18 protein-coding genes are annotated in these 19,209 nt (G+C 41.6%); 13 read left to right on the top strand and 5 right to left on the bottom strand.

Features of this window, described 5'->3' with window-relative positions:
- Positions 1–2: 2 nt before the first annotated feature.
- Positions 3–1,151: an efflux RND transporter periplasmic adaptor subunit gene (locus B9N78_RS16305; RefSeq protein ID WP_085104254.1), complete on the bottom strand. Its 1,149-nt coding sequence runs from the start codon at positions 1,149–1,151 to the stop codon at positions 3–5.
- Between the two features lie 242 nt (positions 1,152–1,393).
- Here B9N78_RS16305 and B9N78_RS16300 point away from each other — a divergent pair, with 242 nt between their 5' ends.
- From B9N78_RS16300 to B9N78_RS16280, 5 genes are all read left to right on the top strand, one after another.
- Complete coding sequence (locus tag B9N78_RS16300) at positions 1,394–3,196, top strand: DegV family protein (protein ID WP_085104252.1); 1,803 nt, start codon at positions 1,394–1,396, stop codon at positions 3,194–3,196.
- 600 nt (positions 3,197–3,796) lie between these two features.
- On the top strand, positions 3,797–4,525 hold the full coding sequence (locus tag B9N78_RS16295; protein WP_085104250.1) for an amino acid ABC transporter ATP-binding protein: 729 nt from the start codon (positions 3,797–3,799) through the stop codon (positions 4,523–4,525).
- Between the two features lie 56 nt (positions 4,526–4,581).
- Positions 4,582–5,397: an ABC transporter substrate-binding protein gene (locus B9N78_RS16290; protein WP_085104248.1), complete on the top strand. Its 816-nt coding sequence runs from the start codon at positions 4,582–4,584 to the stop codon at positions 5,395–5,397.
- A gap of 84 nt (positions 5,398–5,481) precedes the next feature.
- The gene (locus B9N78_RS16285; RefSeq protein WP_085104246.1) at positions 5,482–6,183 is read left to right on the top strand and encodes an amino acid ABC transporter permease; all 702 of its coding nucleotides are present in this window, start codon (positions 5,482–5,484) and stop codon (positions 6,181–6,183) included.
- A gap of 12 nt (positions 6,184–6,195) precedes the next feature.
- A complete protein-coding gene (locus B9N78_RS16280; RefSeq protein ID WP_085104244.1) occupies positions 6,196–6,891 on the top strand; it encodes an amino acid ABC transporter permease in 696 nt (231 codons plus the stop codon).
- A gap of 28 nt (positions 6,892–6,919) precedes the next feature.
- On the opposite strand, the gene B9N78_RS16275 is transcribed toward B9N78_RS16280, so the two are convergent.
- Both B9N78_RS16275 and B9N78_RS16270 read right to left on the bottom strand, forming a co-directional pair.
- The gene (locus B9N78_RS16275) at positions 6,920–7,609 is read right to left on the bottom strand and encodes an LrgB family protein (protein WP_085104242.1); all 690 of its coding nucleotides are present in this window, start codon (positions 7,607–7,609) and stop codon (positions 6,920–6,922) included.
- A complete protein-coding gene (locus B9N78_RS16270) occupies positions 7,599–8,003 on the bottom strand; it encodes a CidA/LrgA family protein (RefSeq protein ID WP_085104240.1) in 405 nt (134 codons plus the stop codon). The genes B9N78_RS16275 and B9N78_RS16270 overlap by 11 nt, the downstream gene beginning before the upstream one ends.
- A 92-nt stretch (positions 8,004–8,095) precedes the next feature.
- On the opposite strand from B9N78_RS16270, the gene B9N78_RS16265 reads away from it, so the two are divergent.
- The 8 genes from B9N78_RS16265 (at position 8,096) to B9N78_RS16230 (ending at position 16,876) form a co-directional block, all read left to right on the top strand.
- On the top strand, positions 8,096–8,977 hold the full coding sequence (locus tag B9N78_RS16265) for a LysR family transcriptional regulator (RefSeq protein WP_085104238.1): 882 nt from the start codon (positions 8,096–8,098) through the stop codon (positions 8,975–8,977).
- A 250-nt stretch (positions 8,978–9,227) separates the two neighbouring features.
- The gene (gene deoC / locus B9N78_RS16260; RefSeq protein WP_170921456.1) at positions 9,228–9,893 is read left to right on the top strand and encodes a deoxyribose-phosphate aldolase; all 666 of its coding nucleotides are present in this window, start codon (positions 9,228–9,230) and stop codon (positions 9,891–9,893) included.
- Positions 9,886–10,563 (top strand): precorrin-8X methylmutase, encoded by a 678-nt coding sequence (locus tag B9N78_RS16255; protein WP_085104236.1) that lies wholly within the window; start codon positions 9,886–9,888, stop codon positions 10,561–10,563. Before deoC ends, B9N78_RS16255 begins: the two co-directional genes overlap by 8 nt.
- Positions 10,564–10,802: 239 nt before the next feature.
- Positions 10,803–13,616 (top strand): EAL domain-containing protein, encoded by a 2,814-nt coding sequence (locus B9N78_RS16250; RefSeq protein ID WP_085104234.1) that lies wholly within the window; start codon positions 10,803–10,805, stop codon positions 13,614–13,616.
- Positions 13,617–13,958: 342 nt separating this feature from the next.
- A complete protein-coding gene (locus B9N78_RS16245; protein ID WP_085104232.1) occupies positions 13,959–14,261 on the top strand; it encodes a 4Fe-4S dicluster domain-containing protein in 303 nt (100 codons plus the stop codon).
- A gap of 10 nt (positions 14,262–14,271) precedes the next feature.
- The gene (locus B9N78_RS16240) at positions 14,272–15,423 is read left to right on the top strand and encodes a 2-oxoacid:acceptor oxidoreductase subunit alpha (protein ID WP_085104229.1); all 1,152 of its coding nucleotides are present in this window, start codon (positions 14,272–14,274) and stop codon (positions 15,421–15,423) included.
- A gap of 2 nt (positions 15,424–15,425) precedes the next feature.
- On the top strand, positions 15,426–16,262 hold the full coding sequence (locus tag B9N78_RS16235; protein ID WP_085104227.1) for a 2-oxoacid:ferredoxin oxidoreductase subunit beta: 837 nt from the start codon (positions 15,426–15,428) through the stop codon (positions 16,260–16,262).
- Positions 16,262–16,876, top strand: coding sequence for a 2-oxoacid:acceptor oxidoreductase family protein (locus B9N78_RS16230; RefSeq protein ID WP_085104225.1), 615 nt, complete (start codon positions 16,262–16,264; stop codon positions 16,874–16,876). The genes B9N78_RS16235 and B9N78_RS16230 overlap by 1 nt, the downstream gene beginning before the upstream one ends.
- 32 nt (positions 16,877–16,908) lie before the next feature.
- Here the strand turns inward: B9N78_RS16230 and B9N78_RS16225 are convergent, their stop codons facing one another.
- Positions 16,909–17,559 carry a hypothetical protein gene (locus B9N78_RS16225; RefSeq protein ID WP_212637031.1) on the bottom strand — a complete coding sequence of 217 codons (651 nt, stop codon included), beginning with the start codon at positions 17,557–17,559 and terminating at the stop codon, positions 16,909–16,911.
- A 7-nt stretch (positions 17,560–17,566) separates the two neighbouring features.
- Positions 17,567–19,132 (bottom strand): sigma-54-dependent Fis family transcriptional regulator, encoded by a 1,566-nt coding sequence (locus tag B9N78_RS16220; RefSeq protein WP_085104223.1) that lies wholly within the window; start codon positions 19,130–19,132, stop codon positions 17,567–17,569.
- Positions 19,133–19,209 lie beyond the last annotated feature (77 nt).

The raw sequence follows: 19,209 nt of genomic DNA, 5'->3' as shown, positions 1-19,209 counted from the left end.
GACTATTCACCGGCTCCGGTAGAATTTGTCTTGCTGCCTTTTACTTTAATAACGGCTCCGGGGAAGAGTCTAAGCTGGCCGTCGGTGATAATTGTTTCACCGCCGTTAAGGCCTGAGGTCACAATATCTATTTTACCGGATCTGCGGTCAACTTGGATAGGTTGCATATCAACCGTTTTGTTTTGATTCATTACCCAGACAAATTTACCGTTAGGGCTGTCGCATGTTGCCTGCATAGGGATTTGGACTACATCTTCTTCAAACAGCTTCAGCATTATATCAACGTAGTTACCTGGCCAGAGCGAATGGGCTGCGTTCGGGAAAGTCGCTTGCATCCAGACTGTTCCGGTATTGGTGTCAACGTTATTATCAATAAATGTTAACGTGCCGTTGTCAGGAGTAATAATTCCTTCATTGATAGCCAGTACTGTGAGTGTGCTGTTAGCTGCATATTTTTGAACGTCAGCTAAATATTTTTGCGGAAGATAGAAATCAACGGCTATCGGCGAAATCTGGTTAATGGTTACAAGTTTATCTTTATTCTCTTCAATCAGGTTGCCAGCTGTAATGTTCAGGTAACCTGCCAGTCCGTCAATCGGTGATTTTATAAAACAATATTGTAAATCATTTTGAGCATTTGCAAGTTTGGATTTTGTTACGGAGATTGAGTCGCTTGCCGTTTTCATTTCAAGCCGTTTTTGTTCAAACTGTTCAGCACTTACAACTTGTCGTCTTACAAGGTCACGGTAGCGATTGTAGTCCTTTTCCGCTTTTTCATATTTTGTAGTGTCTGAAGCTAACTCTGCTTTATACTGGCGTATACTTGCTTCAAATGAAGAAGGGTCCATTGTGAATAATTGCTGGCCTTCTGTAACATACTCACCATTAGCAATCGCCACCTTGCTTAAATATCCGGTAACCTTTGCCCGAATGGTAATGGCGTTGATAGCCTTAACCGTGCCGATTGCAGTTATATAGTAAGGAGTTATTTTTTTTACAGATTTAGCGATTGTTACCGGAGCAGGGGGAATCTTTCTCGGAGGTTCTTTGTCTCCGCACCCTTGTATTGCGATCATTGTGGTAAGTATCAGAGCTATGTGAATGATATGACAGAATCTTTTTAGCGATTTTGATAAATGGATTAAAGCCATAGGGATATGCTCCTTGCGCTGGGTATATTTCTAAATTAATTTAACTCAAATAATTAAAATTTAAAAGACTATTTTTACGAATCGGTCTCTAAAAATTGATTTTAAAGACGCTTGTGAATTTATTTGTAAAATAACTTGATCAGAAGTAATTTTACATGCAAATAGTAGCCGTAACTTTATTCATAGTGGTGTATGAAGCTGTTTTTTGAAATAATACTAATAAAATAACTACAAGATATATTATGCAATTAGAAAGAATATCAAAAATTCAGTATGTTGACGGTGTACGTTTTCGTAGAGGTGTTGTTGCCGCTGCAAGCCGCCTCATTGCGAATTCACCGCATCTTGATGCGATCAATGTTTTTCCTGTCCCTGATGGTGATACCGGTGCGAATATGGCCGGAACCATGCGTAGCATAGTTAAATCTTCAGGAGATTCGCTGGAAAAATCGCTTGAAAAGATGAGTGCTTTGATTGCTGAGTCTGCGTTAAATGGAGCAAAGGGTAATTCCGGAGCAATTTTAGCGCAGTTTTTGTGTGGTTTTGCTGAAGGTGTAAAGGATATGAGAAGACTTTCACCTTCGGATTTTGCCAGAGTTGCATCGCTTGCCGCCCGCCGTTCGTGTGAAGCTATTTCCGATCCTAAAGACGGTACAATAATAAGTGTTATTAAAGACTGGGCCGCACATTTGAGTTCCAGATCGCATGAATACAAAGATTTTCACCATATTTTTTCTGACTCACTTAATTATGCTCAAAAATCGGTGAAGGCGACAACTGAAAAGCTGGCTGAACTGAAGTCTGCCGGAGTTGTTGATGCCGGAGCCTTGGGATTTGTGTACCTTCTTGAGGGAATTGTTGATTTTCTTGAAAATGGTAAAATTAAAGAGTGTTTCATTGCTGATAATGATCCGCTGTATACAGTAGACGGTGTTCAGAATAAGGTTGCAGTAGAGAAACTGGAATACAGATATTGTACCGAGTTCCTGCTTAAAGGATCCGGCATTGATAAAAAAACAGTTCGGAATGCTATTTCAGGTATGGGTGACAGTCTTATTGTCGCAGGATTACCTGATTGTGTGAAAGTACATATCCATACTAATGATCCTGACAGTGTTGAAAATATTGTCTCCTGCTTTGCAACCGTTGATAAACGTAAAGTTGATGATATGCTGGTTCAGCATAAACGTTTACTTGCTGATTCCCGCAAAGTTGGAATTATAACAGACAGTACTTGTGACATTCCTGATGAACTCATTGAAGAGTATGATATACGGGTAGTCCCGCTTAGACTCACAATTGACGGGCATGAATATATTGATCATGTCACTCTGGCTCCTGAAGATTTTTACAGAATGCTTCCTCATGCTGAAAAAGCACTTACCTCCCAGCCTTCTCCCGGTGATATGAAAAGAGTTTATTCGAGAGCTTGCGCCGACTATGAAAGTGTCGTTTCCGTGCATATCGCCGGAGTGCTCAGTGGAACTCATCAAAACGCTCTTACTGTGTGCAGGGACTATGATAACGTTACAGCTTTTGACGGCAAACGGGTAACCGGAGCATTGGCCCTTTCTGTTCTGGAGGCTGCCCGCGCAGCTGAACGAGGCGCATCCGCTTCGGAAGTTGCCGTGATTACGGAAAAAGCTATTAAAAACGTTAGAGTTTTTGTCACGATGGATACTCTTGATTATGTTGTAAAAGGCGGAAGGATAAGCAAAGGGCAGGGTCTTATTGCCAAGGCTTTAAATATCAAGCCCATTATCGAATTTGCAGGCGAAGGCCATGTGTGCACAGTTTCCAAGTCTTTCGGCCGTAAACTGCAGGAAAAAGCTTTTATCAGACTTATAAGTGAAGCTCTTCAAGGTAAGAGCAATTTGCGTTATGCAATAACCCATGCTGATGCACCGGAAAAAGCTGAAAGAATTGCTGCTATTATGAAACAAAAATACGGTGTTGATCCTGTTTTCATCGGTGCAGCCTCTCCTGTTATCGGTTTGCACAGCGGTCCGGGAGCATGCGCCGTAGCTTTTCTTGCTGACAATTAAGATTTTCTCATTCTGCGGTATTCATATCGCGTTAATCATAAGGCCCTAAACCTGATTCGCAATTGCGTACTCAAGTTTAGGGCTTTTCTATTTTAAATCTGCACATTTGTACAAAAATAAAAGTGAATTATTGCATATTTTGTCAACATCCATATTAAGTGCTTCTTATATTCGGTATACTGTAGTAATTGATAGATGTATTAAAAAAAGTTGTAAAATATTTTAATACTTGTGTAGATTATTTGATGAGTTCACTTTTTTGTATATTTCTCATAGTTCTTCTTGAAGTTAGTAAGTACACAATCAATGTCTGTCAGGTGTTGGGTTGAGGGGCAATTGTTAGAATGTTGCTATGTTGCTAATTTTCATTTTTGTAGTGATTTTCTAAAAATGGAAGATTTGAAAATTATTTATACATAAATGGAAAATAGAGTAGTTTTCTTGACTTTTGCTTGGTTTAAGCTATGAATAATTGTCTTTCTTGAATTCTGAGCTTTGGTTTTCAGGATTCAAAAATGGTTACTGAAAGGTAAAATCCTCGTTTTTGAATAGTAGCCTGTCCTGAATTAATAACCAGAATGACAGTTGGGGTTAAATTATATGTCGATGATCGAAATTAAGAATCTTCACAAATGGTATGGAGATTTCCACGTACTTAAAGGTATTAATGATCATGTGGATACAGGCGAAGTTCTTGTTATCTGCGGACCTAGCGGGTCCGGTAAAAGTACTTTTATCCGCTGCATAAACAGACTTGAAGATTATCAGAAAGGGTCCATCATTTTTGATGGAAAAGATATTCTGGACAAGAGTGTTAATATAAATGAATTGCGCGCGGAGATCGGTATCGTTTTTCAGCAGTTCAATCTTTATCCTCATTTAACAGTATTGAAGAATGTTACTCTTGCTCCCCAGAAAGTGCGCAATACTCCGCGCGAGGAAGCTGAAGAAACAGCCCTGAAGTTACTTGATAGAGTCGGTATCCACGATCAGGCCCATAAATATCCCGCAGAATTGTCCGGCGGACAGCAACAGCGAGTCGCTATCGCCAGAGCTTTGGCAATGAAGCCCAAAGTTATGCTTTTTGATGAACCGACATCTGCGCTTGACCCGGAAATGATTAATGAAGTTTTAAACGTTATGAAAGACCTGGCCCGCGAAGGAATGACCATGCTTTGCGTTACGCATGAAATGGGATTTGCCCGCGAAGTTGCCGATAGAGTTGTATTTATGGATGGCGGTGAAGTTATTGAACAGGCGCCACCGGAAGAATTTTTTAAGAATCCTCAACATGATCGTGCTAAATTGTTTTTGAAGGAAATATTGTAGCTGTCTGCTATGTTGATAGCATGGGCTAAACCTTAAAAATGTTTTTGGGAGGATGTATGAGAAAACTTTCAATCATGGTAGCTGTGGTCTTGGCTATGGCTCTTTGTGCTTCCAGTGCTTTTGCAGATAAACTGCAGGAAATTAAAGATCGCGGAGTGCTTATCTGCGGTGTTAAGGATGCTGTTGTTCCTTTTGGTTACATCGATGAAAATTCAAAGCAACTTGTAGGTATGGACATTGATGTATGTAACTATATTGCAAAACAGCTCGGAGTTAAAGCAGAGTTCAAACCTGTAACTTCTGCAACTCGTATCCCAATGCTTGTTCAGGGTTCAATTGACCTTGCAGCAGCAACCATGACTCATAAAATTGCCCGTGACGATACCATCGACTTCAGTATCACTTATTTTATGGACGGACAGAAGCTGCTCGTTAAAAAAGGTTCCGGCATCAAATCCGCTGCGGACCTTAAAGGTCAGAAAGTCGGTACTGCTAAAGGTTCCACTTCTGAACAGAATATTCTGAAAGTTCAGCCTGATACCAAGGTACTTTCTTTCGAAGGTTATCCTCAGGCATTTCTTGCTCTCAAACAGGGCAAGGTTAAGGCTGTAACTACTGACTCAACTATCCTCCTCGGACTCAAAAACTCTGATCCTGATCCGGCAGGCTGGGAAATCGTCGGTGATTTCATTTCTCCTGAACCTTACGGTCTGGGGCTGCCAGAAAATGAATCTAATTTCCGTGATGCTGTAAACTTTGCTCTCATCGAAATGTGGAAGAGCGGCGATTACCAGAAAGTTTACGATAAATGGTTCGGACCTGATACCAAGTACGCTCTGCCTTTGACTTGGCAGATGGAACTTTGGCCTTAGTAGGTAAAGTTTACTAGGGTTAATTGATTAGCAACGGAAGGGCTGCGCCGGGTGCAGCCCTTCCGAAAACAACGGATAAAAGCCTTGAACTACCAGTTTGATTGGGGTCTGGTCTTAACCGGGCAATACGGGCAATGGATTCTTGACGGGGTAAAAGTTACCCTTAAGATTTCAGCTGTATCGATCGGTTTTACAATGATCCTCGGAACCCTTATTGCCGTAATGCGCATGTCAAAGTTTAAACCTTTTGAATGGTTCAGCTTTGCATTTGTTGAATTTTTTAGAAATACACCTCTATTGATTCAAATATTTTTCTGGTATTTCGGCTCATATTCCATACTGCCGGATGCGTGGAATACTTGGTTGTATGATCATGATTTTGAGTTTGCGGCTGGGGTTATTTCTCTTACTTTTTATACCTCCGCATTTATCGCAGAAGAGATCAGAGCTGGAATTAATTCAATTCCGAAGAATCAACTTGAAGCGTCACGTGCGACCGGTCTTTCTTTTTTGCAGGCTTACAGGTTTGTAATTCTTCCTCAAGCATTTAGAATTATCATCCCGCCGCTTATTTCGCAGTCTCTCAACCTGATCAAGAATTCTTCGTTGGTAATGACCATCGGAGTTATGGATCTTACCTACATGGCACGGCAGATTCAGTCATATTCTTTTCATGGATTTGAAGCGTTTACGGTAGCAACGGTAATTTATCTTGTCATTTCGCTGATCGTGTCGTTTTCAATTAACATGTACAATAAGCATTATCTGATTCAAATTAAATATTAGGGGTGGCCGCTAGTGCAATGGGATGTAGTTTGGAACAACTTTGATTATTTTCTTTGGGGAGCATTTCCCAAAGGACCTCTCGGCGGGCTGGCTGTCAGCATTATCCTTGCTGTGCTCGGTATTTTCGGAGCATTCTGGATAGGCCTTGCTGCCGGATTAATGCGACTTTCCCGTAATATGCTGGTTAAATATCTCGCGGTGTTTTATATTGAAGTTATCCGCGGTGTGCCTTTGCTCATGCTTATTTTCTGGTTCTATTTCTTAGCTCCTGTTCTTTTGGGTACATCCCTGCCTGAATTTTATTGCGCCCTTGTCGCATTTATTGTTTTTACCGGTGCATATATAGCAGAAATTGTTAAAGCCGGAGTTGTGGCTTTGCCAAGTGGACAGATGGAAGCCGCAAGAGGAACAGGGCTTTCTCATTATCAGGCGATGCGTTATATTATTCTTCCGCAGGCTCTTAGAAACATGATTCCATCATTTGTTAATCAGTTTGTTTCACTTACCAAAGATACTTCACTTGCCTATATTATCGGAGTTAACGAGCTTACCCGCACAGCAACTCAGGTAAATAACAGAACGCTTTCTGCTCCTACAGAAATTTTTATTACCATTGCAGTTCTTTATTTTATTGTTTGTTATGTTTTAACTTATATCAGCCGCAGAATGGAAAAGCATCTTGCCCGTTATCAGGCTCGTGACCGTTAACGATCAGTTGTTTTGATTTTATTCAGTTTTATATTCCGAGCATTGAAACGGCCAGTCCTATTAACGCGCAGGTTACTCCGGCAAGAACCATGACCAGTCCGGCTACGGCTTCTTCTTCCTTGCCGAACTCTCTCGCTTTGGCGACTCCTGCGCCATGTGCTCCCATGCCGAACATAACTCCTCGTGCAAAGGATGATTGCAAGGGCAGGATACGAAGTAATATTCCGCCAAGTGATGCTCCGAGAACTCCGGTTGCAATAACACAGACAGCAGCCAGATCCGGTGAGCCTCCGACATCTTTCGCAAAAGCCATGGCGAATGGAGTTGTGAACGATCGTGGTAACATGGATAACCGCAGCCCATTAGATAGGCCCAACCAGCCGGACATCAGCCATGTACCGCCGAGAGCAAGAACACACCCAAAGGCCACCCCGAACAGTAATGTCGACCAATGCTTACGTAGTAATGCCCGTTGCTCATAAATCGGCAAGGCGAATGCGACAGTGGCCGGACCAAGCAACATGATCAGCCATTTTCCGCCTTGCATGTAGTCTCGATAACTGGTGTGCAGCGACAAAGCCAAAACCAGACAGAAAACGCAGGCGACAAGTAATGGTGATGACCACCATGCTCCAACTCTACCATGCACTACCCGCGCAAACAGATAACAGAAACAAGTGGCTGTTATCCAAAAAAATGCAATTATATCAGCGTGCATGACGCGACCTCATAAGTAAATGCCATTCTACGGCCATGGAAGTGCCAATCATGACCAAAGTTATACCGAAAACTACAACTACTAAAATTTTCACACCTATCCATCCCAGAAATTCTGGATGGTTCAGCAGGGTCATTGCTGCCGGAACAAAAAAAAGTAATAAATGATCTAATAGAAATCCGGCTCCGCGGGATATCCACTTAACCGGCATCCATCCCGATAAAAGCAGGATGACCAGCACCAGCAACCCTAATACTCCTCCGGGTATTTCCACCCTGAATGATTGAGTTGCTAATTGGCAAAGCCACCATAATCCGATCAGCATACCGACTTGAAAAGTCGTTTGCAGGCTCTTTTCAAAAAATGAAAGAGCATTTGTTGTTCTAGTTGTCATTGCAAAAGTCTCCTTGCCTTGCAAACTAGACTTGATAGATGTAGTTGTGAAATGAATTATTAGAACGCTATCCATTCCAAAAAGGAATACCAATGGAACTACGCAATCTTAAAACTCTGGTGGAAGTGGCTAGGCAGGGGGGCTTTTCTCAAGCGGCCCGAGTTCTTTTTTCTACTCAGTCCACAGTTAGCAAAGCTGTAAAGCAGCTTGAGGATGAACTCGGTGAAGCCCTTTTCACTCGCCTGAGTGGCGGGGCCAGACTTACCGAGGCTGGTGAACTCGTTTATGCCAGAGCTGTGACCATGCTTGCAGAGGCCGAGCATATCCATTCTGAATTAACTGAGCTCAAGGGATTGTTAACCGGTAAATTACGTTTAGGGTTGCCGATTTTCGGCAGCGCGAAACTTTTTGCACCATTGTTCACTATCTTTCGCAGTCGCTATCCCGGCGTGGAAATTGAACTTTTAGAACAGGGAAGTGCTCATCTTGAGGCCGCAATTCTGGCCGGAGAGGTGGAACTTGCTGTTTCGCTGCTGCCCGTGTCTGATTCGTTTGAATGGCAGGCGGTGCATGATGCACCTCTGATGGCTCTTTTGTGGGCGGATCATCCATTGCGGAATCGGCGCAATATTCAGCTTGCCGAACTTGCTTCATCATCTTTCATTCTCTTCGAACACGGATTCATTCTAAATGAACGTATTGAGGAGGCATGTAGAAAACGTGGATTTATTCCGCATGCTTCGGCTCGTAGCAGTCAGATGGATTTCATCGTTGCCTTGGCGGCGGCGGGGCTCGGCGTTCCATTAGTGCCACAGGTCATGATTGAGGAAAGAAGACTTAGTCCTCTAAAGGCGGTTTGCGTTAATGAACCGGATCTGCGCTGGAAAGCAGCATTGATCTGGCGCAAAGAAGCCAAACTTTCTCCCGCAGCAAGAGCCTGGCTGGCTTTGACACGGGAAAAATTTCCGATTTGATTACTATGCTTCAATATTTTACCGCTGATAATGTTATTTTGAATAACTGTCCGCAGTTGAGAGATTCTGTCAGAATTCTTGATCAGATTATCAAATTTAATCAGCGTTTTCTTTTGACCAGTTGCCCTTATTAACTTAATGTTATTTTAATAGGAAATTTGTACTGTTATTTCGTTCTAATAATAATTTAATTTTATTTAAAAAAATAATTAATTTATGATGTTGGTTGATCAAAACTCAGGAGGTCGAAATGGAAATTATCAAAGATTTTGCTTCTTATGTAGACCACACTCTTTTAGATATATCTGCCGGACCGGCGGACATTGAGCAACTTTGCAGCGAGGCCGTTGAATACGGATTTGCTTCTGTTTGCATCTATCCATGGCATATAGCGCAGGCTGCGGACCTATTGCGTGCTGAAAAGGCAAAAGTCTGTGCTGTCATAGGATTTCCTTCAGGAGCCACCCTTACTGAGGTTAAAATGGTTGAAGCTATGAGGGCGGTAGAAAAAGGTGCACAAGAACTTGATATGGTTGTAAATATCGGAGCTTTGAAAGCTGGTGATATTAATACTTTTCTAAAAGATATTTTTTTGACAGTTGAAGGAGCAGGCGGTGTTCCTGTTAAGGCTATTATTGAAACAGGTCTTCTTGATGATGATCAAAAAAAACAAGCGTGCGAGCTGGCTGTTAAGGGCGGGGCTTCATTTGTTAAAACATGCACCGGATTCAGTTGCGGCAGTGCTACTGTTGAGGATATAAAGCTGATGCGCGCTATAGTAGGTAATTCTGTCGGAGTAAAAGCCAGCGGCGGTATTAAATCGTATGCCCATGCTTGCGCGCTTATCGATGCCGGAGCTTCTCGCCTTGGCACATCTTCTTCATTAAAAATTATTCAGGAGACAATCAGTGGTTGATAAAGTTGAATTTCTTACTGTTGCAAGGCCCGAAGATATTGAAAAAAAATCCTTTGAAATAATTGATTCTGAAGTTCCAGAACCTCGAAAATTTCAAGGTATTGAATGGCAAATAGTAAGAAGAATGGTTCATACCACTGCCGATTTTGAACTTATAGATCTTGTTCGTTTTCATCCGGAAGCTGTTGTTAACGGTTTGAATTCACTGCGTGCCGGGTGTACTCTTGTAACTGATACAGAAATGGCCCGGTGTGGAATACCTGTGCGCAGAACGGTTCCTTTGGGGTGCGAAGTTCGTTGTCTGATGAACGACCCTGAAGTAATTGCGGCTGCGAAACATAATTCTACAACAAGAGCTCACGCCGCTCTGGAACTTGCTGCAAATAAACTTAAACCGGCTATTCATGTAATAGGAAATGCTCCGACGGCCTTGATAAGACTTATCCGGCTCATTGAAGCTGGGAAAATGGAAATTCCCGCTTTAGTTGTGGGTATGCCTGTAGGGTTTGTAAATGCTGCTGAATCAAAAGATCTGCTGATGAATTACGGCTGTATTCCATATATTTCAATTGCAGGAAGAAAAGGTGGGTCTGCGCTGGCCGCGTGTGTCATAAATGCGCTGGCGGAGGTAGTATTATCCGAGAAGAATTTGTCCTCGGAGTGTAGTTGATTTTTTTTCTGACATTATAATATCTTCATATTCTATTTAGCCTATATAATAAAACAGAATTATATTTGTAGGTTGTCACGATAGCTTTTATAGTTTTTAAGCTTAATAATTGTTATTATTGTAATATAAATATGTTACGGGTAAGAGCCTTGCAGTGAAGTACTTGTGTACTTTTTCAGCATTTTGAACTTAGCTTCTTTTAAGTAACATTTAGTTTTTTTTACTTGGTATAATAAAATATGTTCGGGATGAATCTTTCTTCACTAAAATCATTTTTCCGATTTAATTCAGGCGAACGGTCTATTTCTCGTGATCTGTCCGCGTGTCTTATTTTTGCGCTTGCCGTAATTATCGGGGTTGTCACTGCTTATGAGTATTTCGGACGGTCAAGAATGCTCCGGCAGGAGATTGAAGATAAAGCCGATACTTATATAGAGCAATTAACCAAGTCCGTGACATTCCCTATTTGGAATTTTGATATGGTCTCACTCAAACATGTCTGCAGCGCCTACACTCAAAATGATCAATTCGCTAAGCTTAAAATTTTTGATGTCGATGGCGGCGTACTCTTTAGTTTCGTCAGAGCCGGTGAAAGCAATGATGATCCAATTGTCAGATCTCAAGATCTATATATTGAAAAAGAGAAGATCGGGTCTCTAAGTTTAGAACTTTCAAGCAAAGCATATCTTCGGAATTTAGATTGGATCTTATTTGTTTCAAGCCTTACATTTTTAATTTCGGTTGCAGTTATTTATATTATTACCGGAGTTTTGCTTGATTATTTTATTCGAAAACCAATGAGCCAATTGCGAAAGGGTCTTGATAAAGTGGCAATGGGTGATTTTTCATATCGATTTCAAGAAATACACTACTCTGAACTTCTTGCGATCGGTTCACGTTTTAATCGTATGACAGAAGAGATTGCTAATAGAGAAAAAAGACTGGAAGAAGTAAATAATATTTTAAAAGGCGAAATTCATGAACGTGAAAAATCCGCTGAATCTCTTATAAAAAGCGAGAAACGGTATCGGGCATTAGTTGAAACCACCTCTGAAGGTTTTCTGATGGTCGATAAAAATCAAATCTTACTTGATGTAAACCCGGCATTTTGCCGTATGATCGGTGTTTCTCGTGAAGAGATTTTAGGTGAAAAGCTTGCTGCCGTATTAGGTAGTGTTGCTTCGGAAAAACTGGCTGAAAAAATTAATGGAGGCCACCGCTTTGAAATTAGTGTTCGCGATAAAAAAGGAAGCGAAATAGACATTTCGATTCATGCAACTAATTTATATGAAAGCGCTTCTACTCGCCTGTTATTCGCCTTTATTACAGATATTTCAAATCATAAATTGCTTGAAAAAGCTTTAAGAGCTTCTGAAGAAGAATACCGGACTATTGCGGATTATACTTTTGACTGGGAAATGTGGATATCAGCTGAGGGACAAGTTAGATATGTAAGCCCATCCTGTGAAAGAATTTCCGGGTATCCAAAATCTTATTTCATGGAAGGACCGAGCTGCGTTGAAAAATTGCTTCATATAAATGATCGAGGATTCTGGAAGAATGCTTTGTCTGGAAAATTCCTCTCCGCAGACGGTACCGATCTGCGTTTATTTCGCCAAGACGGTTTGATGCGGTGGGTTTCTCTGACAGGACATCAGGTTTTTGCTGAAGATGGTTCTTCACTTGGCGTAAGAATTTCTCTGCGCGATATAACTAAACGTAAATTTATGGAAAAACAGCTTCAATACGAAGCGCTACATGACCCGCTTACAGGACTTGCCAACAGAACTCTATGTTGTGACAGAATAACAAAGTGTCTCGAGCGGTCTCACAGACGCAATAATTATTATTATGCCGTAATTTTTATGGATCTAGACAGGTTTAAGGTAATTAATGACAGTCTAGGGCATAATATCGGTGACAAGCTTTTAGTTGAAGTTTCCAAAAGGCTGCTTCTCTCTGTCAGAGAGCTTGATACTGTTTCTCGGTTTGGCGGAGATGAATTTATAGTTGTTCTTGAAGAGCTTGTAAAACCGCGTGAGGCTATCAGTATTGTTCGCAGAATACGGGAAGCTCTTAGTACTCCTATGCTGATTGACGGGCATAAGATAAGCGTTGCGGCCAGCTACGGAATCATACTCAGTCCGTCAACGTATGAAAAACCGGAAGAATTAATTCAGAATGCTAATGTGGCCATGCATCAGGCTAAAGAAGCAGGCCGCGATAAAATGAAGGTCTTCAATAGACGAATGCTCGATAAAGCTATGCATGCCATGAAATTGGAGAGTGATCTTCGTGCCGGCATACTGAATAACGAACTGTACTTGGATTATCAGCCTATTTATTCCTTGGAAAGTAAGGAGGTTATAGGTTTTGAAGCTTTGTTGCGCTGGCTGCATCCTGAACGTGGTCTTGTAATGCCAAGTGAATTTATTCTTATGGCAGAGGAATCAGGATTGATTTTTGAACTTGGAAATTGGGTTATTTCCGAGGCTTGCCGCGAAATTAAAGGCTGGATTACGAAGTATGAAAACGCCGCAGATCTGGCTGTTTCTATTAATATTTCAGGTCGTCAATTTTCTCAGACGTCACTTGTTGATAATATCCTTTCAACCCTTAAGCAGTTAGATTTACCTCCGAAAAATTTAAAAATTGAGATTACTGAAACAGCAATTATGGAACGGGCCGGTCAGGCCGTGGAAATGCTCAGCAAGCTTCAGTCTGCGGGGGTGTTGGTTTCAATCGATGATTTTGGAACAGGGTATTCATCCATGAGTAATTTACAGGAATTCCCTTTAGATCAGCTTAAAATAGACATCACCTTTATAAGAAGAATTACAAAATCTCCTGAAAATATTGAAATTGTTAAGGCTATAATTAATTTAGCGCATAATTTAGGACTTTACGTTGTGGCGGAAGGAGTGGAGACTGAGCAACAGGAAACAATACTGCGCAATATGGGCTGTGAATTCGGGCAGGGATATTTATTCTCGAAACCGATGACAGTTGCCGAAGTTGAAGCTTTCTTGAAAGGGAATAATTCGCTATATTAATAAAAATCCGGTATTATGATCTATTCGAATCAGAAAGAGCCGATACTATGTATGGTTCTTTTTTTGTTTTATTAAGGTGATTGATTAATCAGTGGTTATTTATTGTAATCTTTCTTACAATCAATATCAAAATAAAGTTAATTTGTTGCTATGTTAAAAAAGATGCTTTAAAAGTATGATATTGCACAAAAAGTATCAAATACTGTTGCATGTACGGTTCTGCCGTGCTAGGGCCGAATTTATATCCTGATTTCATTTTTCAGGATTGCTTTTGTAGAGGTTCGTTTGTCTCCCGTGAGTGAGGAGACTTATGGAAAAATTACCCCAAACCTGGATCGGGTTATGAGTGCCAAACGCAAGGGAAAAAGCAAAGTTACGATTTTTCCGGACTGGTGCAAAGGCTGCGGAATATGCGCTGCCTTTTGTCCGGCGAAGGTCATGGAACTGAATGATCAAGGCAAGGCGGTCGTGGTCAGAGAGGAAGAATGTATTAATTGCGGATTCTGCGAACTTCACTGTCCGGATTTTGCAATTATGGTTCAGCCTAAAGTGGATGATGAGATTCCGGCACGCAGAGATTTACTGAATAAAGATGAAGATTTGGTTGCCGGAGAAAATGAAGAATCCATTAAGGAAAAGGGATAAGGTGTAATCCATGGCCAGACCCAAAAAAAAACAAAATAAAGAAATTTTCGCCCTTGGCAATGAGGCCGTTGTTGAAGGAGCTCTGTTGGCAGGCTGTAGTTTTTATGCCGGTTATCCTATTACTCCGTCCTCGGAGATAATGGAGATAATGGCGCAACGATTGCCTACAATTCCGAACGGTGCTTTTATTCAGATGGAAGATGAAATCGGTGGGATCGGAGCTATTATCGGAGCTTCGCTTGCCGGACGTAAAGTTCTAACGGCCACTTCCGGTCCGGGATTTTCGCTTATGCAGGAAAATCTGGGATACGGTTGTATCACCGAGACACCTCTTGTCATTGTTAACGTTATGCGTGGTGGTCCAAGTACAGGTCTTCCTACCTCCCCTGCGCAGGGTGACGTCCAGCAGGCCAGATGGGGAACTCATGGCGATCATTCAATCATCGTCCTTTCAGCTTCAAATGTTCAGGAATGTCTTGAAATGACAATTGAAGCTTTTAACCTCGCCGAAAAGTACCGCACTCCGGTAATCCTTCTCATTGATGAAATTACTGCTCACACCCGTGAGAAAATAACAATCCCTAACGAAGATGAGTATGAAGTTTTCAACCGTACTCTTCCGACCATGCCGCCTGAATGGTATAAACCTTACGAAGAAACAGTCAGGGGCGTTCCGCCTATGCCTGCGATCGGTTCAGGATACAGGTTTCATGTCACAGGACTTACGCATGATGTGAACGGTTTCCCTACTTCCCGCGCTGATGAAGTTCGCGAACTCAATGAACGGTTATTCCGTAAAATTGATCAGTTTCTTGATGATATTCAGCTTGTTGAAGAAGTTGATACCGATGACGCAGAAGTTGCCGTTATTGCATATGGAACAGTTGCACGATCCGCAGAGCTGGCTGTCAAACAGGCTCGTGCACTCGGTGTAAAAGCCGGCCTGCTTAAGCTCAAAACCTTGTTCCCTTATCCGCGTAAGGCTACTGAAAAGCTTCTGTACAAGGTTAAGACTATTATTGTTCCTGAAATGAATATGGGACAGATTTCCAGAGAAGTGAAAAGAGTTAATAATGGTCATGCAAGCGTACGGACCATCAATAAAGTTGACGGGCAGATCATAACTCCCGCCGAAATCCTCAAAGTCTTAACACGGGTATAGCCATGGCAGATATAAAAGGAACACAACTTATTCACGAGTATCTGAGGCATAACAAAAAGTTCCCGCATGTTTTTTGCGCCGGTTGCGGGCATGGAATTGTGCTTGGTTCTTTAATCAGAAGTATTCACGGACTGGGACTTTCGAAGGACGATGTCTGCGTTGTAGCCGGTATCGGCTGTTCTGGAAGACTTGCAGCCTATGTTGACTTCAATACCGTTCATACTACCCACGGTAGGGCACTTACTTTTGCTACCGGTATTAAGATGGCTAAACCGAACATGCATGTAATCGCTGTCATGGGTGATGGTGATTCTATGGCTATCGGCGGTAATCATCTTATCCATGCCGCCCGCAGAAATATCGGGGTGACAGCATTAATTCTTAATAATAATATTTATGGAATGACCGGAGGACAGTGTTCTCCGACGACTCCGTCCGGTTCCTTCTCAATGACAACTCCTATGGGCCAAATGGAGCAAAGCTTTGACTGTGTAGAACTTTGTACCGCAGCAGGAGCTAATTATGTTGCCAGAGGCAGCGTCTTCCATGTCAACAAGCTTGATGCAATGATAATGGAAGGAATAACTAATCCCGGATTTGGTGTTGTTGAGATTTTGTCACCGTGCTTTACTCAGTACGGACGCAAGAATAAGTTTAAGTCACCTGTGGAAATGTATCAGGCTCTTAAGTCAAAAGTTACGCCGATTGAGCGGTTCAATGAAATTCCTGAAGCAGAACGTGGCGAAAGAGTTCCGTCGGGAGTTTTTGTAAAAAAAGATAAGCCCGGTCTGGAAGAGAAATATTATGAAATGGCTGCAAGGTGTCAGGGAGGCGAGTAATGAAAAATCAGCATTTAGAAAGATTTGAAATTCGTCTTTCAGGCTTAGGCGGTCAGGGAATTCTTACTCTTGGTAAAGTCATGGGGTCAGGACTTGCGCTGGGGCAGGGGTATAATGTTACTCAGACTCAGAGTTACGGTCCTGAAGCTCGCGGTGGAGCCAGCCGTTCAGACTTAGTTATAAGTTCTGAAAAGATAAGCTATCCTAAGGCTGAATCAGTTGATCTGCTTATCGCTCTCAGTCAGGAAGCCTGCAACATGTACTTTCGGAATCTAAAACCGGGTGGACTTTTGCTGATTGAAAGTGATCTGGTAAAACAGCCGCCTGTTAATATGTTTTTAGGTCTTCCGTTTACCAATCTTGCTAAAGAGAAAATCGGACTTGTCCAAACCATGAACACAATTGTTCTCGGAGCAGCCACTTTTCTTCTTCCTTTTGCTGATCACAGAATTATTCGCAAAAATCTTGAAGAAATTCTTCCAGCTAAAATTATTGAGATTAATGTGAAAGCTTTTAACCTTGGGTATAAAGAAGCTAAGAAAGCTTTTGGTGATCCTGAAACTCTTTGGAAGAACCACAGTATTGTTGTAGAAGAAGAGCATGATTCAATTTAGTAATTAACTGAAGTTGTTACAGGGTCTTTCAATCAATTATGATTGGAAGACCTTTTTTTATGAGTGCTGTTTGTTTGCTTTGTAGAATTCGTCTGCACCATACTTGCATTATACCTAAAAAACGAATCTGAAATTTGGTTGAATTCCGCAATTACTTCAAGCTGAGTTTTTGTAAGATTTTTTAAATCCCACTGCTCACAAAGTTCTTGAGGTTCGCGAGCTCTGTCTCGTGTTTTAATTACGACAATACTCCGTTCACCTGTTTTTATAAAAGTGGCGCGCACTAAATGGCAGTCCACGTGGGCTGTGAAGCATTTTACTTCGGCAGAATCGCTCAAACAGTTCCCGCTGGAAACAGCATTCCACTCTCCGATTTCAGGGATTCGAGCTTCAGCATTTCTATTAAGAATTACTTCTATTTCAGCCGTGCCGTTACTGTTTTTAAAAAAGTATGTTTTTTGAGTAAGAGATAAAAAATTCCGGGTTGAACTGCTTCTATAATGAAGAGAAGGCAGAACAGATAATTCTTTGTCTATGGTGATATATTGTGAATCAAAAGGAATAACAAAGGGCTGTTCCGGATCTTTCCCGGAACAGCCCTCGATTGTAATTATAAACAGCACGCTTAGTATAACGGTAAAGAAAGACAAAGACGTTGCCTGTCTGCTGTTTTTTTTTGTCATTACTAAACTATTTCTTTTTTGCGCCAGTGTATTTTTTAACGTCAATATTGTATTTTTTTACTTTGTAATTAACGATTCGATAACTGACTCTAAGATCACGCGCTGCTTGAAGCATATTTCCGCGTGCTTTTTTCAGTGAATCAACAAGCAATTCCTGCTCAAATTTAGCGACTGCTTCACCGAATGACAATGAAGTGTCTGTTGCAGTGCTTTCAGCTGTCTGCAAAGTCGGCGGAAGATGATAAGTACGTATGACTTCTTCTTCACAAATAAGCACCGCCCTTTCAATGCAGTTCTTCAGTTCGCGAACGTTTCCAGGCCAGTGATACTGAGTAAAAAGATCTATAGCAGGGCTGGAAATTCTTTTGATATTTTTATCATATTCTTTGGAAAACAGTTCTAAAAACTGTTCTGCGAGAGGTAAAATATCCTCACGTCTTTCACGTAGAGCCGGTATGAATATGGGGAAAACATTTACTCTGTAGAATAAATCTTCTCTGAATCTACCTTCTTTCAGAAGTTTTTCAAGCGGCTGGTGAGTCGCGCATATAAGGCGAACGTCAACAGTTATAGGCTGTTCAGAACCGACACGCTGAATTTCTTTTTCCTGAATAGCTCTAAGCACTTTAGCCTGAGCATCTAGGGAAAGTTCTCCGATTTCATCAAGGAATAAAGTGCCGTTGTTGGCAACTTCAAATAAACCGCGCTTGTTTTGGTAAGCACCGGTAAAAGCACCTTTCTGATGTCCGAAAAGTTCACTTTCAACAAGTTCTGCAGGGAGAGCTGCGCAGTTAAGTTTTACAAGCGGCTTGTCTCTGCGCGGGCTGCAGCCGTGGATAGCTTCAGCAAGAAGTTCTTTACCGGTACCGGATTCACCACGCAAAAGGGCTGTCGCTCTGCTTGGTCCGACTTGGCGGGCCTGGCGTAAAACTTGTTTGATACTTTTTGAAGTAGCAACAAAGTTAGCAGGTGGAGGAACTTCCAGTCCGCCCACTAACGGACCTTGACTCAGCATTTGAGCCTGAAGGGCCATTTCTTCCTGAAGTCGTGAAACCTGATTTGAAATCAAAGCAGCGACAACTTCGAGAAAATGTTTGTGCTCTAAAAGATTATCCATAGGCAGTATCGGTGAGTCAACACTGATAGTACCCAGTATATTTTCTTCTTCTTTAGGATTCGCTTTTTTGATTGGAACGCAAATAAAAGAAAGAGATCTCAGTTCTTCGTCTGATCTTCCGAATGCTTTGTTCAAAAAGTCTGTGTTATCAGACATTCTGGGAATTACGACAGCCTTTCCTGTTTCGTAAACTCTTCCAACAACTCCCTTACCGGGAGAATATGTAACGTGATCAATTTTAGCCGGACTGTGAGTTATCGACAGTTTAAGCTTTTCAGATTTCGGGTCCATGATGGCCAGAAATGCACGCTGGAAGTGGAGGTCTTTTGCCAGAATTTTTAGAATTGAGTTAAGGCTCGGCTCCAGATCATTTTGCGGAGCGATTGAGTTAAGAATCTCATTCAGTGTTGATAGATAAATATTTTCCACTTTTTCCGGCTGTCCATTAATACTCATATTGTTTGCTCGTGCCGTCCAGGCTGTTTTAGTTTTCAGCTTTTTCGAATCTCATTCCACTTAAAAAGAGGATGAAT

This window comes from Desulfovibrio gilichinskyi (genome assembly GCF_900177375.1).
Classification (GTDB): domain Bacteria; phylum Desulfobacterota; class Desulfovibrionia; order Desulfovibrionales; family Desulfovibrionaceae; genus Maridesulfovibrio; species Maridesulfovibrio gilichinskyi.
Note: the sequence above shows the minus strand (reverse complement) of the source record. Positions and strands in the feature narration are given on the sequence as shown.

Bases quoted from the DNA above. Each gene is read 5' to 3' on its own strand.
- B9N78_RS16305 (WP_085104254.1), bottom strand. From the start codon at position 1,151: ATGGCTTTAATCCATTTATCAAAATCGCTAAAAAGATTCTGTCATATC.
- B9N78_RS16300 (WP_085104252.1), top strand. From the start codon at position 1,394: ATGCAATTAGAAAGAATATCAAAAATTCAGTATGTTGACGGTGTACGT.
- B9N78_RS16295 (WP_085104250.1), top strand. From the start codon at position 3,797: ATGTCGATGATCGAAATTAAGAATCTTCACAAATGGTATGGAGATTTC.
- B9N78_RS16290 (WP_085104248.1), top strand. From the start codon at position 4,582: ATGAGAAAACTTTCAATCATGGTAGCTGTGGTCTTGGCTATGGCTCTT.
- B9N78_RS16275 (WP_085104242.1), bottom strand. From the start codon at position 7,609: ATGCACGCTGATATAATTGCATTTTTTTGGATAACAGCCACTTGTTTC.
- B9N78_RS16270 (WP_085104240.1), bottom strand. From the start codon at position 8,003: ATGACAACTAGAACAACAAATGCTCTTTCATTTTTTGAAAAGAGCCTG.
- B9N78_RS16265 (WP_085104238.1), top strand. From the start codon at position 8,096: ATGGAACTACGCAATCTTAAAACTCTGGTGGAAGTGGCTAGGCAGGGG.
- deoC (WP_170921456.1), top strand. From the start codon at position 9,228: ATGGAAATTATCAAAGATTTTGCTTCTTATGTAGACCACACTCTTTTA.
- B9N78_RS16250 (WP_085104234.1), top strand. From the start codon at position 10,803: ATGTTCGGGATGAATCTTTCTTCACTAAAATCATTTTTCCGATTTAAT.
- B9N78_RS16245 (WP_085104232.1), top strand. From the start codon at position 13,959: ATGAGTGCCAAACGCAAGGGAAAAAGCAAAGTTACGATTTTTCCGGAC.
- B9N78_RS16240 (WP_085104229.1), top strand. From the start codon at position 14,272: ATGGCCAGACCCAAAAAAAAACAAAATAAAGAAATTTTCGCCCTTGGC.
- B9N78_RS16235 (WP_085104227.1), top strand. From the start codon at position 15,426: ATGGCAGATATAAAAGGAACACAACTTATTCACGAGTATCTGAGGCAT.
- B9N78_RS16230 (WP_085104225.1), top strand. From the start codon at position 16,262: ATGAAAAATCAGCATTTAGAAAGATTTGAAATTCGTCTTTCAGGCTTA.
- B9N78_RS16225 (WP_212637031.1), bottom strand. From the start codon at position 17,559: ATGACAAAAAAAAACAGCAGACAGGCAACGTCTTTGTCTTTCTTTACC.
- B9N78_RS16220 (WP_085104223.1), bottom strand. From the start codon at position 19,132: ATGAGTATTAATGGACAGCCGGAAAAAGTGGAAAATATTTATCTATCA.